Origin of the sequence: Actinoallomurus vinaceus (genome assembly GCF_039542055.1) — a bacterium.
Taxonomy (GTDB): domain Bacteria; phylum Actinomycetota; class Actinomycetes; order Streptosporangiales; family Streptosporangiaceae; genus Actinoallomurus; species Actinoallomurus vinaceus.
In genome coordinates, this window is sequence record NZ_BAABHK010000010.1 from 153,664 (window position 1) to 169,057 (window position 15,394).

13 protein-coding genes and 1 pseudogene are annotated in these 15,394 nt (G+C 69.9%); 6 read left to right on the top strand and 8 right to left on the bottom strand.

From position 1 onward, the window contains the following. Positions 1 to 16 precede the first annotated feature (16 nt). The 3 genes from ABEA24_RS31720 to ABEA24_RS31730 form a co-directional block, all read right to left on the bottom strand. Entirely contained in the window at positions 17 to 712 is a 696-nt protein-coding gene (locus tag ABEA24_RS31720) for a DUF8017 domain-containing protein (protein WP_345435116.1), read from the bottom strand. A 160-nt stretch (positions 713 to 872) separates the two neighbouring features. After that, the gene (locus ABEA24_RS31725; RefSeq protein ID WP_345435118.1) at positions 873 to 2,207 is read right to left on the bottom strand and encodes an MFS transporter; all 1,335 of its coding nucleotides are present in this window, start codon (positions 2,205 to 2,207) and stop codon (positions 873 to 875) included. Between the two features lie 147 nt (positions 2,208 to 2,354). Continuing rightward, positions 2,355 to 3,941, bottom strand: coding sequence for an MFS transporter (locus ABEA24_RS31730; protein WP_345435120.1), 1,587 nt, complete (start codon positions 3,939 to 3,941; stop codon positions 2,355 to 2,357). Positions 3,942 to 4,071: 130 nt separating this feature from the next. Here ABEA24_RS31730 and ABEA24_RS31735 point away from each other — a divergent pair, with 130 nt between their 5' ends. Next, a complete protein-coding gene (locus tag ABEA24_RS31735; RefSeq protein ID WP_345435123.1) occupies positions 4,072 to 4,716 on the top strand; it encodes a TetR/AcrR family transcriptional regulator in 645 nt (214 codons plus the stop codon). A 100-nt stretch (positions 4,717 to 4,816) separates the two neighbouring features. Here the strand turns inward: ABEA24_RS31735 and ABEA24_RS31740 are convergent, their stop codons facing one another. Then, complete coding sequence (locus ABEA24_RS31740) at positions 4,817 to 6,823, bottom strand: HelD family protein (RefSeq protein WP_345435125.1); 2,007 nt, start codon at positions 6,821 to 6,823, stop codon at positions 4,817 to 4,819. 133 nt (positions 6,824 to 6,956) lie between these two features. On the opposite strand from ABEA24_RS31740, the gene ABEA24_RS31745 reads away from it, so the two are divergent. Beyond that, positions 6,957 to 7,916 (top strand): quinone oxidoreductase family protein, encoded by a 960-nt coding sequence (locus ABEA24_RS31745; protein ID WP_345435127.1) that lies wholly within the window; start codon positions 6,957 to 6,959, stop codon positions 7,914 to 7,916. Positions 7,917 to 7,978: 62 nt separating this feature from the next. Continuing rightward, positions 7,979 to 9,691: a serine/threonine-protein kinase gene (locus tag ABEA24_RS31750; RefSeq protein ID WP_345435129.1), complete on the top strand. Its 1,713-nt coding sequence runs from the start codon at positions 7,979 to 7,981 to the stop codon at positions 9,689 to 9,691. On the opposite strand, the gene ABEA24_RS31755 is transcribed toward ABEA24_RS31750, so the two are convergent. From ABEA24_RS31755 to ABEA24_RS31765, 3 genes and pseudogenes are all read right to left on the bottom strand, one after another. Further along, a complete protein-coding gene (locus ABEA24_RS31755) occupies positions 9,688 to 9,993 on the bottom strand; it encodes a zinc ribbon domain-containing protein (RefSeq protein WP_345435131.1) in 306 nt (101 codons plus the stop codon). The genes ABEA24_RS31750 and ABEA24_RS31755 overlap by 4 nt on opposite strands. After that, positions 9,980 to 10,474 (bottom strand): annotated as a pseudogene (locus tag ABEA24_RS31760) (RNA-guided endonuclease InsQ/TnpB family protein); the annotation flags it as partial. The pseudogene ABEA24_RS31760 and the gene ABEA24_RS31755, both read right to left, overlap by 14 nt. A 295-nt stretch (positions 10,475 to 10,769) precedes the next feature. Then, positions 10,770 to 11,138, bottom strand: a complete 369-nt coding sequence (locus tag ABEA24_RS31765) for an ATP-binding protein (RefSeq protein WP_345435133.1) — start codon at positions 11,136 to 11,138, stop codon at positions 10,770 to 10,772. A 235-nt stretch (positions 11,139 to 11,373) separates the two neighbouring features. On the opposite strand from ABEA24_RS31765, the gene ABEA24_RS31770 reads away from it, so the two are divergent. After that, on the top strand, positions 11,374 to 12,180 hold the full coding sequence (locus ABEA24_RS31770; protein ID WP_345435135.1) for a GntR family transcriptional regulator: 807 nt from the start codon (positions 11,374 to 11,376) through the stop codon (positions 12,178 to 12,180). Positions 12,181 to 12,192: 12 nt separating this feature from the next. On the opposite strand, the gene ABEA24_RS31775 is transcribed toward ABEA24_RS31770, so the two are convergent. Further along, positions 12,193 to 13,119, bottom strand: coding sequence for an alpha/beta hydrolase (locus tag ABEA24_RS31775; RefSeq protein ID WP_345435137.1), 927 nt, complete (start codon positions 13,117 to 13,119; stop codon positions 12,193 to 12,195). 325 nt (positions 13,120 to 13,444) lie between these two features. Here ABEA24_RS31775 and ABEA24_RS31780 point away from each other — a divergent pair, with 325 nt between their 5' ends. After that, positions 13,445 to 14,299: an endo alpha-1,4 polygalactosaminidase gene (locus ABEA24_RS31780; RefSeq protein WP_345435139.1), complete on the top strand. Its 855-nt coding sequence runs from the start codon at positions 13,445 to 13,447 to the stop codon at positions 14,297 to 14,299. A 197-nt stretch (positions 14,300 to 14,496) separates the two neighbouring features. Continuing rightward, on the top strand, positions 14,497 to 15,390 hold the full coding sequence (locus ABEA24_RS31785) for an SIS domain-containing protein (protein ID WP_345435141.1): 894 nt from the start codon (positions 14,497 to 14,499) through the stop codon (positions 15,388 to 15,390). Positions 15,391 to 15,394: the final 4 nt, after the last annotated feature.

Below are 15,394 nucleotides of genomic sequence, written 5' to 3' on the forward strand. Positions count from 1 at the left end.
CGACCACGAGGAATACTCAGTGAGTTGCGCCGCTGCTGAGTTTGACGCCCGCGACGATGTCGTCCATTACGGAGACTTTCGGGGCAATCGGGTTGTCGTCAAAGCCGAAGCGGATGATTGCGAAGCCTCGAGCCGGTGATGGGAAGGCGACGGATTGAACGTAGCCGGCAGGACCGTCAGTCACTTTGATCTTCCAGCGGACGAGGTGGCCTTTCCTGCCCGCAACGGTCACCGGGACCGACTTGAGCACCGTGTGCCGCATGATGACGCCATAGGACGCTTCCGCCGCAGCCGATATGTCCGCTTCCGCGGCGTGCTTCGCGTCCTTCGATTTGGATTCCGCATGCCGAGTGTCGACTACGGCGAGGTGGCAGACGTCGCTCGAGGATTGGCTGCACCGAAAGGGGCCGACACTCATGTGGGCAACGCCCGCCACGCCGGTCTCGCCGCTCCATCCACTGGGCAACGGCAGCGTGATCTTGTTCTCGCTGTCGACCACGGCGTTGGCCGGGGTGTTCTTCCGGCCGGCCAGGTCGTGGATCATCATCAGCCACCCTGAAATCATCACCACGGCCCCGAGTGCGCCAAGGCCCGCGCATCCGATGGCGAGAGGCTTCAAAAGGCTCCCGCGATCCGCCTTCGGCAGTCCGAGCGCAGCCCGCGTACCGTCTTCGACGGCATCTCTGATCGCCCACTGGTCCAACGGGTCCATGAAAGCCTCTCCGCCTGTCCGTGATCATGTCGGTGCTGAGCGTGGCGCACTCGGCGGACGATCTTCAACTTGAGCGGTCGATCTCCGCCGGCCGGCGTGGGGCCTTTGCCGGGCGTTCCGAAGCCGGGATCCGGCGCGGCGGAGATCTCTGAGCGCGGGATCAGGCGTAGGCGGCGTCTTCGGTCAGGTCGATCCTCGAACGGTCCGGGAGGAGGGCGGTCGCCGTCAGGGTCAGTACGGCGGCGATGACCATGACGAAGGAGATGGCCCACCAGCCGTGGTCGTGCAGGAGCCAGGTCGCCAGCAGGGGCGCCGGGCCGCCCGCGATGACCGAGGCGAGCTGGTAGCCGATGCCCGCGCCGCCGTACCGGAGCCTCGTGGGGAACACCTCGGCGATCAGCGACGCCTGCGGCCCGTACTGCATGGCGTGCGGCACCTGGGCCAGGACGACGGTGAGGAAGACGACGACCGGGACGGCGGTGTTCAGCAGCGCGAAGTACGGGAAGGCGATGACGCCGAGCAGCAACGCTCCCATCGCGTAGATGCGTTTACGGCCCACGGTGTCGCTGAGGTGGCCGAAGGTCGGGATGAGGACGAGTTCGAGGACGGCGGCCACGGCGACTGCGTTCAGCGCGAAGGTCTTGGACAGCTCGGCGTGCTCGACGATGTAGGTCAGCGCGAAGGAGGTGAAGATGTAGAACGGCATCTGCTCCGAGCAGCGCAGCAGCGCGCTGAGGACGATCTCCTTCGGATGCCGGCGGATCACGTCGAGCACCGGGACCTTCGCCACCTCCTGGCGCTCGACGACCTTGGCGAACATCGGCGTCTCCATGACGCGGAGCCGGACCCACAGGCCGATCGCGACGAGCACCAGACTGAACAGGAACGGCACGCGCCAGCCCCAGTTCTTGAACGCGTCGCCGCTCGCGGTCGCCAGCGAGGACATCGCGACCGTGCCGAGGATGAGGCCGATCGGCACGCCGATCTGCGGCCAGCTGGCCATCAGCCCGCGCCGCCGGGGATTCCCCCATTCCATCGAGAGCAGCACGGAGCCGCTCCACTCGCCGCCGACCGCGATGCCCTGCAGCACGCGCAGGGCGACGAGGAGGATCGGCGCGGCGACGCCGATCGTATTGGTGCCCGGCAGGACGCCGATGAGGGCGCTGGAGATGCCCATGAGGAGGAGGGTGACGATCAGGGTCGCCTTGCGGCCGAGCCGGTCGCCCCAGTGACCGAAGATCGCGGCGCCGATCGGGCGGGCGGCGAAGCCGACGGCGTACGTGGCGAAGGACGAGAGGGTCCCGACGTAATCGGTGGACTTGGGGAAGAAGACGTCCTTGAAGACGACGGCGGCGGCGGTGTTGTAGAGGAAGAAGTCGTACCACTCGATCGAGGTGCCGACGATGGCGGCGAGCGCCGCCTTGCGTACCTGCGATCCGCGCTCCGCCTCGGTGACGGATCGTGCGTCGCGCGCGTCTTCCGGGTCCAGGACCATCGGATCCTCCTGTCGCCCCCGATCTTTTTTGAGCAACGCAGGACGATTACCCGGTTTCCGGTCGGACGGAACGATCTCTATGTGACGAAAACCACTGATCGCCGCGACAGCCCGGGAGGGCCGTCACGGCGATCGGTGGATGTGCCGTCAGACGTGCATCGCGGCGCCCTCGACCTGGCGGCCGGCCCGGACGAGGAGGCTCAGCAGTGCGGCGGCGAACGCCATGGCCGCGCTCACGATGAACGCCAGGTGCATGCCGTCGATGAACGACAGGTGGCTGGCCTTGACGATCAGCTGGGCGACCTGCGGCGGGGCGTTCTTCGGCACCGGCGCGACGCCCTGGGAGATCGCGCCCTTCATCAGGTCGACCTGTGCCGGGGTCGGCTTCGCCAGCCCCGCGTCGGTCATGTGGCCGGGCAGGACCCCGGCGACCTTGGCGGTGAGCACGGCACCGAGGACGGAGGTGCCGAGCGCGCCGCCGACCTGCATCGCCACCTGCTGGAGGCCGCCCGCGACGCCGGAGAGTTGGACGGGGGCGTTGCCGACGATGATGTCGGTGGCGCCCACCATGACGGGGCTGAGGCCGATGCCGATGAGCGCGAACCACGGCGCCATGGCCGCGAAGCTCGCGTCCACGCCGAGGCGCGACATTCCGAGGAAGGCGACGCTGGCGAACGCCATCCCGGCGACCAGGGGAACGCGCGGCCCGACCTTGGAGATCAGCCCGCCGGCGACCGGGGAGGCGACCATCATGGCCAGCATCATCGGCAGGAGCCGCACGCCGGTGGCCACCGGCGTCAGCCCGTGCACGCTCTGCAAGTAGAAGGTGAGGAAGAACATCGCGCCGAACATGCCGAACGCCATCAGCATCATGAGGACGACACCGACGGACAGCGACACGGAGCGGAAGAGCGTGAGCGGCAGGAGCGGCTGACGTGCCATGTGCTCCCGCACCAGGAAGAGGATCAGCAACACGATCGCCCCGCCGAAGAACGCGAACGTCTTCGCGTCGCCCCAGCCGTACGTCGGCGCCTTGATGACTCCCCAGACCAGGGCGAAGAGCATCCCGGACAGCAGGACGATCCCGGTGATGTCGAAGCCGCCGGACTGGGACTCACCGCGGGCGTTCAGCAGGAACAGGGCGCCGACGACGAGCGCGACCAGGCCGACCGGCACGTTGATGAAGAAGACCGACTGCCAGTTGACGTGCTGGACCAGCAGGCCGCCCACGATGGGGCCGGCGGCGGTCGAGGCCGCGATGCAGGCGCCCCAGATGCCGATGGCCATGTTGAGGCGCTCGGCCGGGAACGCCGCGCGCAGCAGACCGAGCGCGGTCGGCTGGAGCATCGCGCCGAACAGGCCCTGGAGGACCCGCAGCGCGATCACGATCCCGATCTCCTTCGAGAAGCCGATGCCCGCCGACGACAGCGCGAAGCCGGTGACGCCGATCAGGAAGACCGGCTTGTGGCCGAACCGGTCGCCGAGCTTTCCGGCGGTGATCAGCGAGACGGCGAGGGCCAGGAGGTAGCCGTTGGTGACCCACTGCAGGTCGGACAGTGAGGCGCCCAGGTCCTTGGAGATCGCGGGGTTGGCGATCGCGACGACGGTGCCGTCGAGGGTCACCATGATGACGCCGAGCGCCACCGCGATCAGGGTCAGCCACGGATTGCCCATCCCGGGACGCTTCGGCCCGGCCCCTGCGGGCAATCGCTCCTGGACGACCGGTTGCGACATCTCGCTCCCCCTTAGAACGCGTGCCATGTCACCCCAGAATTTATGTCAGCTCCTGACAGATGACAAATCGTCCTAAGAGTCACTTGCTGCCTTATGGCACACTATGAACAGATTGTGAGGTGTAGGTGACATGACTGAAACGTCGGCGGTGCCCGCCCCCGGCCTGCGGGAGCGGAAGAAACAGCGCACACGCTCGGCGTTGATCGACACGGCACTGGACCTGTTCCTCGCCAAGGGGTACGAGGCCACGACGATCGACGAGATCGTGGCAGCGGTCGATGTGTCGCAACGCACATTTTTCAGGTACTTCGCCGGCAAAGAGGAAGTCGCCCTCTCGATGATGCGGGAGTACGACCAGCGCTTCCTCAGCGTGCTGGCGGCCCGACCCGCCGAGGAGCCCCCGATCGCCGCCCTGGCGGCCGCGATCCGCGGCGTCTTCGACGAGGTCCGCCGCTCCGATGACGATCACGCGAGCCGGTTCGCCAAGGTCCGGGACGTGGTCGAGAACAACCCGGCCCTCGCGGTCGCGCAGCTGCGGTACTTCAACGAGCTGGAGCAGGAGCTGACCTCGATCCTCGCCCGGCGGATGAACGTGGATCTCGCGACCGATCTGCGGCCGACGCTGATCGGCGCCACCTTCCTCGCCGTGATGCGGGTCGCGTTCGAGAGCTGCGCGCACGAGAGCCGCTTTCAGACGGACGAGGTCACCGCGCGCATCGGCGAGGTCTTCGCCCTGGCCTCCGAGACGCTCCCCCGCGCCTGGTCCGGCGACTGACCGGCACGCGGGCGGCGCGAGCGGCGTCGACAACGCGGTCACCCGCGCCGCGAGTCCCCTCGCGGCGCGGGCGTCCCTTGGCGAAGGAGCGCCGCGAGGCTCAGCGCAGCGGTTCGGGCAGGTCGCGGGCGTGCAGGACGGTCAGCCCCGAGACGGCACGGGTCAGCACGACGTAGAGCCGCCGCAGGCCGGGCGAGCGTTCGCCGTCCGGCTCGGCCTCGACGATGGCGGCGGGCTCCACGACGATGACCTGGTCGAACTCCAGGCCCTTGGCCTGCGTGGCCGGGGTGACGACGAGCCGTGCCGCCGCCATCCCGTCCGCGAGCCGTACGTGCTCGATCCCGCGCGCGGCCAGGTGCTCGGCGAGACCCGCCGCGTCGGCCTCGGCGGCGATCAGGCCGATCGACCCCTCGCCGTCCAGGGCCTCCCGGCAGGCGTCCTCCACGGCGGCGGGCAGGTCGGCGACCCGGCGGACCCGCAGCGCCCCGGGGGCGGACCGTACGGACGTGGGCGGCGCCAGCTCCGGCGCGATCCGGGGCAACAGGCGGCTCGCGAAGTCGATGATCTGGCGGGGCACGCGGTAGCCGCGGTCGAGCACGGTCAGGTCCGCGTCGGGTTTGCCCAGGTGCCGCAGGAGCGTCGGCCAGTCACCGACCGCCCAGGGCGTGGTGCCCTGCGCGATGTCCCCGAGCACCGTGACCGAGCCGGTCTCGCAGCGCCGCCCGACCGCCCGGCACTGCATGGCCGACAGGTCCTGCGCCTCGTCGAGGACGACATGGCTCAGGCTGGAGGTGCGGCTGATCAGGTCGGCGGCCTCGTCGACGAGGACCGCGTCGGCGGGCGTCCAGCGCGCCGACTTGGGACCCTTCAGCGGCTTGGACCACAGCAGGGCGGCCTGTTCGGCGGGGTCGAGCAGGCCGTCGGCGGCCTCGGCGAGATGGTCCGCGTCGGACAGCAGCCGCATCACCACGCGCACCGGGTCGAGGGCCGGCCAGACGTGGTCGACCATCGCCTTGACCGGCCGGGTCCGGCGGACGGCCTCGTGGGTGCGGTCGTCGCAGGCCTCGCCCGCGCTCTCCATGCGCAGCAGGATGGCGTGCGCGATGCGGTGCCCGAGGAGGTCGCGGCCCGCGCCGTACCGGATGCCGCGGGCGCGCAGGGTCTCGGCCAGTTCGGTGATCTCGTACGCGGGGATGCGCCAGCGGCGGGTGCCGCGTGGCAGTACGAGCGCCTCGGACGGCTCGCGCAGGTGGCTCCAGACCGCGCGGCGCAGCACCTCCGCCATCCGGGCGTCGCCCTTGATCCGCCCGGTCGCCGGCTCGTCGCGCGCCTTGACCGGCACGGTGGCGAGCATCTGATCGAGGGTGCGCTGCTCGACGTTCACCTCGCCGAGTGCCGGCAGCACCCCGCGGATGTAGTCGAGGAACGACGCGCTCGGGCCGATGACGAGAACGCCGCCCCGGCGCATCCGCTCCCGGTGGGCGTAGAGGAGGTAGGCGACCCGGTGCAGGCCGACGGCGGTCTTGCCGGTGCCCGGCGCGCCCTGGACGCACAGCGTGTGCTCGGCTTCGGCGCGGACGATGTCGTCCTGTTCGGGCTGGATGGTGGCGACGATGTCGCGCATGGGGCCGACGCGGGGCCGCTCGATCTCCTGGATGAGCAGCCGCGACTCGACCGGCGCGGAGAAGTCCTCGTCCTCGAACGCGGTCAGCTCGCCGCCGGAGTAGCCGAACCGGCGGCGCAGTTGGAGGCCCATCGGGTCGGCGGTGCTCGCCTTGTAGAAGGGGCGGGCCATGGGCGCGCGCCAGTCGATGACGAGGGCCCGGCCGCCGTCGTCGTGGACGTGGCGCCGACCGACGTACAGGCGCTCTTCCGGGTGGTCGAGACGCCCGAAGAACAGGGCGGTCGTGGGGTCGTCGCGCAGCGCCTCGGCGCGCTTGGCGAGGTCCGCGCCGAGCACCTTCGCCGAGACCCAGTCGCCGGCCGCCGAGGCGTCCAGGGACAGGACGTTGTCCCGCATCCGCTGGAGCGCCTCCCGGGAGCGGGTCAGGTGCGCGCGTTCGGCCGATATCTCGGGGTCGGTGTCCTCCGCCTCTTTTGTGGGCATGCCGAAAGCCTTTCGGGTCGTTGGGAGCGCGAAGTTTCCAACTTAGTACGCGGCCGCGTCCTTCTCAGCTCGTTTTCCCGCGCCCGGACGAGTGCGCTAATGTTCGATGTAAGTCGAACACAAGGAGGTCGGAATGCGTGCGATCGTGGTGACCGAGCACGGCGGGCCGGACGTGCTGAACCCCACCGACAGGGACGATCCGCGGCCGGGGCCCGGAGAGGTCGTCGTCGAGCTCGCCGCCGCCGGGGTCAACTTCAAGGACGTCTACGAGCGCAAGGGCAACTACCCCCTGGCGCTCCCGGGCGTTCCCGGGTCCGAGGGCGCGGGCCGGATCATCGAGGTCGGCGACGGAGTGACCGACCTGCGCGTGGGCGACGTGGTGGCCTCCGCCGACTTCACGGGCTCGTACGCCGAACGCGCCGTCGTGGCCGCCGACAAGGCCGTACCGGTGCCGGACGGAGTGGCCCCCGACCTGGCCGCCGCCGTACTCCTGCAGGGCCTCACCGCCCACTACCTGACGCACTCGACGCATGAGATCAAGCCGGGCGACACCGCGCTCGTGCACGCCGCCGCCGGCGGAATGGGGCTCCTGCTCACCCAGATGATCAAACTGCGGGGCGGCCGGGTCATCGGCACGGTCTCCACCGACGAGAAGGAGAAGCTCGCGCGTGACGCGGGCGCCGACGAGGTCCTCCGCTACGACGACTTCGCCGAGGAGGTCCGCCGCCTCACCGACGGGGGCGTGCCGGTCGTGTACGACGGCGTCGGCAAGACCACCTTCGAGGGCAGCCTCGCCTCGCTGCACCCGCGCGGCCTGCTCGCGCTGTACGGGGCCGCGAGCGGCCCGGTTCCGCCGATGGACCCGCAGCGCCTCAACAAGGGCGGCTCGCTGTTCCTGACGCGCCCGTCGCTCGTGCACTACGTCGCGACCCGCGAGGAACTCCTGTGGCGCGCGGACGACCTCTTCGGCTGGATCGCCTCCGGGGACCTCTCGGTGCACGTCGGCGGGCGGTACCCCCTCGCGGACGCCCGCCGGGCCCACGAGGACCTGGAGGCGCGCCGTACGACGGGCAAACTGCTACTGACCCCGTAAGTCCCGGAACCACCCACCTGTCCCGTTAGTCTTATCGCTCGTCGGGAACAGAAGGGCGGGCCGTGACCGGAGTCAACGCGATCGATCAGCTACGGCCCGGTGACCCGTCCCGGCTCGGGGACTACCGGCTCGTCGGCCGGATCGGCCGAGGCGGGATGGGCACGGTCTTCCTCGCGGAGAGCGCGCGCGGCGAACGTGTCGCGGTCAAGGTCATCAACCCGGACCTGGCCGACGACGAGATGTTCCGGGACCGCTTCCGCCGGGAGGTCGAGTCCGCCCGCCGCGTACGGCGCTTCTGCACGGCGCCCGTGCTGGACGCCCGGCTCGACGGCGAGCCGCTGTTCGTCGTGACCGAGTTCGTCGACGGCCCCGACCTCGACGCCTTCGTCCGCGACAGCGGGCCGATGCGCGGATCGAGCCTGGAGCACCTGGCCGTGGGGGTCGCCACCGCGCTCACCGCGATCCACGCCGCGGGCGTGGTGCACCGCGACCTCAAGCCCGCGAACGTCCTGCTGTCGTCGGTGGGGCCGCGCGTCATCGACTTCGGGATCGCCCGGGCGCTCGACACCGTCTCCGGCGCGACCCGGACCGGGCAGTTCATCGGCACACCGGCCTTCATGGCGCCCGAGCTCGTCGCCGGCGAGACCGCCTCTCCCGCGTCGGACGTGTTCGCCTGGGGATGCGTCGTCGCGTACGCGAGCACGGGACGGGCGCCGTTCGACGCTTCCAGCGTGCCCGCCGTGCTCTACCAGATCGCCCACGGCGAGCCGTCCCTCGACGACCTCGACGAGGGGCTGCGCGATCTCGTCGAACAGGCCCTCGCCAAGGACCCCCGGCGGCGCCCGTCCGCGCAGGAGCTCCTCGACCGCCTGACCGGACGGCCACACGCCGACACCGCGCGCGCCGCCGAGACCGTCGGCCGCACCTGGGCGGTGCCGGTCGGCGGCCCGGCGCCGGGCACCGCCGACGGGCCGGGCGGGCCGCCCTGGACAGGGCCCCGTCCGACACTGGCGGACCCGCCGTCCCCGGCGACCGCTCCGGCGGGCGGCCGCACCGCCGTCATGGCGTCGGCGCGCCGCCGGCGGTGGATACCGGCGGCGGCGGGAGCGGCCGCCGTGGTGGCCCTCGGCGTCGCGGCGCTCCTGGTCCTGCGCGGCTCCGACGGACCGCCGTCGAAGACCGCGTTCACCTACGGCGACGACTTCTCCAACAACAGCTCGGGGTGGTCCGGCTCCACGTGGATTTCCGGGAGCGGCTACTGGCAGGGCGGTTACCGCATTGACGCGGGCAGCAGCATCTACCAGCGCCGGGACGAGCCCGCCCCCTTCAAGCCTGAGCTGCCGGCCCGGGAGCTCGTCGGCGTGGACGTCTCGGTGATGGGCGGCCCGCCGTACGGGATGGCGGGGGTGTACTGCCGTGCGACCGGCCAGAACGACGACGCCGCCTACTACGAGTTCCTGGTCCGCGCCGACGGCGAGGGAACGCTGGTCCGGAAGACCGCCGGGAAGGCCGGCTCCCGGGAACTGGTCAGGAAGACGTCGGCCGCCGGGTTCAAGAAGAACGCCAAGAACCGCCTCCAGGCGGCCTGCGAGCAGGACGGCAAGAAGGTCCGGCTCCGGCTGTGGCTCAACGGCACGCTCGCCGCCGAGACCACCGACGCCGACGGCCCGCTGGCCAACGGGCAGACCGGCCTGGTCGCCGTGCAGGAAAACGGCGGCAGCGGCGGCGACATCAGAGTGCTGTTCGACAACTTCGGCCTCTCCGAGATCCGCTAGTCACGGATACGGCAAGGGGTGAATCCAGGCCGACCGTCGCCACCCTCACCCGCCGCCGCGGTATTAATTGCCCTCTTGGCTTCCTCGACCCTCTTGAACGAGGGGGTTCCTACGGCTCGCGCCGTAGGGTTTCCTGTTTCAGCGCCGACTGCCCCGTCCGGGAGGAATCCCGCCCGAGGTCTTACACCGGCTCCACAGGCCGACACCGCCAGCCCGGCGGCCAAAATATTCTTCGCCGCGTTCACATCGCGGTCATGGGTGATGCCGCACGTACACGTCCACTCCCGGACGTCCAGCGGCATCCCGGGAGACGGTCACCGTCGAGGGTTCCGCTCCCTTCGACAGCGGACGGGACCAGACGATGGCCAGCGGCTCGGCCATCTTGGCAAGGGTGAGCTCGCCGTCGCGGAACCGGAACGCACTGCGGGTGTACTCGGCGGATGCCCGCGACTTCCTCTTCGCTTTGAAGCGCGGGTACTTCGCCCGCTTGGCGAAATAGTTGGTGAACGCCGTCTGCAGGTGGCGCAGCGCCTGCTGCAGCGGCACGGAGGAGACGTCGTTGAGGTAGGCCAGTTCCTCTGTCTTCTTCCAGGCCGTCAGCAGCGCGGAAGTGGCGTTGTAGCCGATCCGTTCACTGCGCCCTTTCCAGGCCTCGGTGCGGGCGGCCAGCGCCATGTTGTAGACCTTCCGCACACACCCGAACGTCCGGGCAAGCTCGGCGGCCTGCTCGGGCGTCGGGTAGAAGCGGTACTTATACGCCCGCTTCACACGGCTGGTCGGCATGGGGCGCAAGCTAACGGTAACCAACGCGCGGCCGAGACCAAACGACCAATCGTCATAGCAATTCGCCTTTGCCTGTCCTGCGCCGGAGGAGCCTGATTCCTCCCAGCTCTGAAAGGGCGTGGTCTCCTCAGAGAAGAGGTCAGCCGTTGCGCCATCTGCCACCGCTTCGGTGGCAAGCGAGATCCGCATTTCTCATCGCGAGGGCAGAGGACGTCAAGGCGGCCACGAGCACCGGCGTGGCGGCGGTGGAGGAGCTGCTCGACCGCCTGGTCGGGCCGAAGAATCCCTAGAGCGGTCAGAGCTCGAACCAGAAGGTGAGCCCGTCGGCGTGGGTCTGGATGCCGCAGGCCGCCGACAGCTCCTCGACGAGGAACACGCCCCGCCTGCCCTCGCGCAGCTCGGATCCCTCGTAGACCGTGGGCAGCGTGTCGCCGCCCTCGTCGGTGACCTCGACCCGTACGCCGGTGGGCGTCTCGAGCACCACCACCCCCACCATGATGCTGGCGGTGTGCACGACCGAGTTGGTGACCGCCTCGCTCGTCAGCAGCACCACGGTGTCCGCCTGCGGATGGCCCGCGAGCGTCTTGGCGACGAACCGCCGGGCCGTCGCGACCTCCTCCGGATGGCCGGGAATGGTGATCGCTCCCAGCACCGATCGACCCATCAAGACGTCACCGAGAAGTGACGGAGTGTGGCGAACTTGGCGGTAACTCCAGGACAGCGGGCTTCGGCTGTAGCAAGATGGGCAGGGTGATCGAAACGAACCCACATGGATCGATGCCCTCTCAGCGGCGGCCTTTAGGGGGCCTAAACGAGATAGAGTGTGAGCATACGGCCACGATGCGTAACCGCGCAACAGGGGGGATAAAACTCGTCTCGAAGAGTGGAGCTCCGACGCCGTGAACCACAGCACCCTCCGGGAGATCGCCACGGTCACCGACCCGATCGAACGCGCCCGCGCCCTGGGCGTGATGATGGCGGAGCAGCAGGCACTGGTCGAAGAGGCGGCCCGGATGCGCCGCCAGGCCATCGCCGAGGCCAGGGAGAGCGGCCACCGGCTCGAGGACATCGCCAACGTGCTCGGAGTGTCGCCCGGCCGCATCTCGCAGATGCGCAAGGGCCTCACCGCGCGGACGCCGGAGGCGCCGCCCGAGCCGGCGCCCCCGGTGATCGTGCACCGGTCGCTGCCCAGCGAGCCCGCCATGTACGGCGCCGGATGCATGTTCCTGAGCGTGGCCGAGCGGCAGGGTGTCCACGCCGAGCTGCGCGTCCTCGGCGTCGGTCTGGAGCCCGCGCCGGAGCACGTCGCCACGTGCCTGCGGACACGGCCCGGCGAGGACGTCATCGCCCGCCGCCGGCTGATGCTCGCCGACGAGGTGCCGGTGCGGATCGCCGTCTCCTACTTCCGCACCGACCTGTTCGGCGGCACCCCCGTCACGGACCCCGAGCTGCTCAAGCCGACCATGCACGAGGCGATCACCGCGCACGGGCACGCCTTCGGGCACGCGGAGGAGACGCTGGTGGCGCGGCCGGCCGCGCGGTGGGAGACCGACCTTCTCCGCCTGGATCCCGGCGACTGTGTCGTTCAGGTGCTCCGGGCCTCCTACTCCACCGACGACACGCCGATCCACGTGCTCGAGACCGTCTGCGCCGCCGCCCGTCACGTGTTCACCATCAACCAGGCCGGCGGATGCGACGTGTTCTGATCCGGCGGGCGGTCAGAGGTAGGCCGTCATCCACCGCTCGAGCTCGTCGAACACCTTCTTGCGGACGGGCTCGGCGGACAGCACCAGGTCGTGCAGGCCGCCCTCGACGCGCACGCACGTGACGTGCCGGCCGAGCCGCGTCGACAGATAGGCGATGTCGTCGGCGTCCAGCACGCCGTCGCCGGTCGAGAAGTCGGCGTTCCGGCCGCGGACCGTCGTCGTGGAGGACATCGAGAGGATCGGCACGTCGATGCCGAGCCCGGCACGGACCTGCCGCTGCCCCTTGATGATCGCCGCGAGCCACCCGACGCGTACGCCGAAGCCCTCGGCCGGTTTCAAGGTCAGGTCGAAGTCCCACTCTCCGTCGTGGTCGCGGTGGATGCTGTGGACGTACGACCCGCTCACCCCGGTCGGCAGGACCATGGTCGGGCGTCCCTTCGCCAGGGCGCGGACGACGGGTGCCAGGGTCCGCCGGACCCCGGCGGGGACGTTCAGCTCCAGGAACGGGCTGTTGAGGAACAGGCCGTCGACCAGCCCCTGACCGCGCACGCGGTCGGCCCACAGCGCCGAGACCAGGCCGCCCGTCGAGTGGCCGTTCAGCAGCAGCAGGTCGTTGTCCGCACGGATGAGGCGCACCGCCTCGTCGATCTCCGGGAAGTAGTCGGACATGCTGTGGGCGAAGTTGGGCGTCTGGTGGTCGAGCAGCGAGCGCCCGTACTTGCGCAGATCCAGGGCGTAGAAGCTGAAGCCGCGCTCGACGTAGAAGTCGGCGAGGTGGGTCTGGAAGAAGTAGTCGACGAACCCGTGGATGTACAGCACGGCCTTCCGGCTGCCGGGGCAGGGCCGCCGGACGAGTGTCGCCACCACCTCGCCCTCGGCGTCGTCCTCCAGCGTCAGCCGGATCGCCTCGTACTCCGCCCCAAGCACATCCTGTCCCATGGCGGATCAGCGTAAAGCGCCGCCACGGAACCGCGCCATGGCCGACCTCCCGGAATGCTGGGGAATCGGCAATCTATGCTTATATGTGCCCGAAACGCTTGCGAACCGCGCACGAATCAGCAATTCTCTCTGCTGGTCAACGAAAGCTGGCCGACGAAAGCCGGTCGACGGAAGGAGAGCTCCTTCGCGTGCTGGCGTCAGTCCTGCGGACTCACATGGGCGACGCCACCCCGGCCGCCGCGGTTGACTCCGGGGCAGGCGCGTACGGGGAGTGCGGAACAGCACGCATGCCGCCCCGTGTTTCTCCGACTCACGAGGAGCGCCCATGCGCGCAAGAGCACGTCTCGTCATCGCCGCCCTCAGCGCGGCTCTCGTATCCTGCCTGGGAACGGCCGCGCCGTCCGAGGCGGCCACCCTCCCGGCTCCCGTCTCGTGTTCCGGCTGCTGGAAGCCGGCTCTGAACACGAGCTGGCAGTGGCAGCTGAAATCGGTTCCGTCCTCGCCGTACCTGGACGTCACGATGTACGACATCGACGGATTCGACGCCACGGCCGCCGACGTCTCGAAGCTGCACTCCACCAAGTCCGGCCGCAAGGTCGTCTGCTACATCAGCGCCGGAACGTACGAGGACTGGCGCGGCGACGCCGGCGACTTCCCCAGCAGCGTGCTCGGCAACAACGTCGACGGCTGGCCCGGTGAGCGCTGGCTGGACATCCGGCAGTACGGCGGAAAGCTCGGCACGATCCTCCAGAAGCGCATGGACATGTGCAAGTCCAAGGGCTTCGACGCCATCGAGTTCGACAACGTCGACGGCTACACCAACGACCCGGGGTTCTCGATCAGCGCGACCGACCAGCTGAACTTCAACACCTGGCTGGCGAACGAGGCGCACAGCCGCGGGCTGTCCGCCGGGCTCAAGAACGACATCGACCAGCTCAAGACGCTCCAGCCGTACTTCGACTGGGCGCTTAACGAGGAGTGCTGGGCGAACACCGAGTGCACGACCGCGCAGACGGGCTACGGCTATGACAAGTACGTCGCCGCCGGCAAGGCCGTCTTCAACGTCGAGTACAGCCTCGACACCTCGAAGTTCTGTTCGAAGGCCAACGCGCAGAACTTCAACTCCCTGAAGAAGAACCTCGCCCTCGACGCCTACCGGGTGCCCTGCCGCGGCGTCTGACCCTTTCGGGGACATCCCCGGCCGTCGCCGGCCGGCTGATCAGGACACACGCGCTCCCGGTGCTCTTCGCCTCGCGGCGGAGGCGCCGGGAGCGTTCGCATGAGCGACCGCCAAATCGTATTGCCCGGTTGTGAGCGGTCATGCTATTAACTGATCAGAATCAATCACCCTCCCTGTCGCAGCTGAACGGAGCCGCCGTGACGACCCACGTCGAAGTCGAGATCGCCGACCAGCCGGCCTGCTGGCGGCGGGCCGCCGAGCTCGCCGCCGGACCCGTGGCCGGGCTGCCGGAGCAGGGGGAACGCGTCGCCGTCGTCGGGTGCGGCACCTCCTTCTTCATCGCCCAGGCGTACGCGTCGCTGCGGGAGAGCGCCGGGCACGGCGAGACCGACGCCTTCGCGGCCTCGCAGATGCCGACCGGCCGCCCGTACGACCGGCTGCTGGCGCTCTCCCGGTCCGGTACGACGACCGAGGTCCTGGACCTGCTCGACCGGGTGCGCGGCACGATGGCGACCGCGGCCGTCACCGCCGATCCGGACACCCCGGTCATGACGGCCGCCGACGACGTGGTCGTCCTGGACTTCGCGGACGAGACCTCGGTGGTGCAGACCCGGTTCGCGACCACCGCCCTCAGCCTGTTCCGCGCCCACCTGGGCGAAGACCTCTCCCCCGCCATCGCCGACGCCGAACGCGCCGTTCACGAGCCGCTCCCTGCAGGGGTCACCGAGCGCACCCAGTTCACGTTCCTGGGCGAGGGCTGGACCGTCGGGCTGGCCGACGAGGCGGCGCTCAAGATGCGCGAGGCGTCGCTGAGCTGGACCGAGTCGTACCCGGCCAAGGAGTACCGGCACGGGCCGATCGCCATCACCGACGAGCGGTCCGCGGTCTGGATGTTCGGACCGGCGCCGGAGGGCCTGGCGGCGCAGGTCGCGGACACCGGCGGGCTCTGGATCCAGCAGGACCTCGACCCGGCCGCCTCGCTGATCGCCGTACAGCGGCTCGCCGTCGCCCTGGGGACGTCCCGCGGGCTGGACCCCGACGCTCCTCGTCACCTCACCCGTTCGGTGATCCTGCGTCCCGCCTCCGTCTGATTCG

Coding starts and splice junctions, on each gene's coding strand:
- ABEA24_RS31755 (WP_345435131.1), bottom strand. CDS start 9,993: ATGCCGCTGGACGTCCGGGAGTGGACGTGTACGTGCGGCATCACCCAT.
- ABEA24_RS31725 (WP_345435118.1), bottom strand. CDS start 2,207: ATGGTCCTGGACCCGGAAGACGCGCGCGACGCACGATCCGTCACCGAG.
- ABEA24_RS31730 (WP_345435120.1), bottom strand. CDS start 3,941: ATGTCGCAACCGGTCGTCCAGGAGCGATTGCCCGCAGGGGCCGGGCCG.
- ABEA24_RS31740 (WP_345435125.1), bottom strand. CDS start 6,823: ATGCCCACAAAAGAGGCGGAGGACACCGACCCCGAGATATCGGCCGAA.
- ABEA24_RS31745 (WP_345435127.1), top strand. CDS start 6,957: ATGCGTGCGATCGTGGTGACCGAGCACGGCGGGCCGGACGTGCTGAAC.
- ABEA24_RS31720 (WP_345435116.1), bottom strand. CDS start 712: ATGGACCCGTTGGACCAGTGGGCGATCAGAGATGCCGTCGAAGACGGT.
- ABEA24_RS31780 (WP_345435139.1), top strand. CDS start 13,445: ATGCGCGCAAGAGCACGTCTCGTCATCGCCGCCCTCAGCGCGGCTCTC.
- ABEA24_RS31775 (WP_345435137.1), bottom strand. CDS start 13,119: ATGGGACAGGATGTGCTTGGGGCGGAGTACGAGGCGATCCGGCTGACG.
- ABEA24_RS31735 (WP_345435123.1), top strand. CDS start 4,072: ATGACTGAAACGTCGGCGGTGCCCGCCCCCGGCCTGCGGGAGCGGAAG.
- ABEA24_RS31765 (WP_345435133.1), bottom strand. CDS start 11,138: ATGGGTCGATCGGTGCTGGGAGCGATCACCATTCCCGGCCATCCGGAG.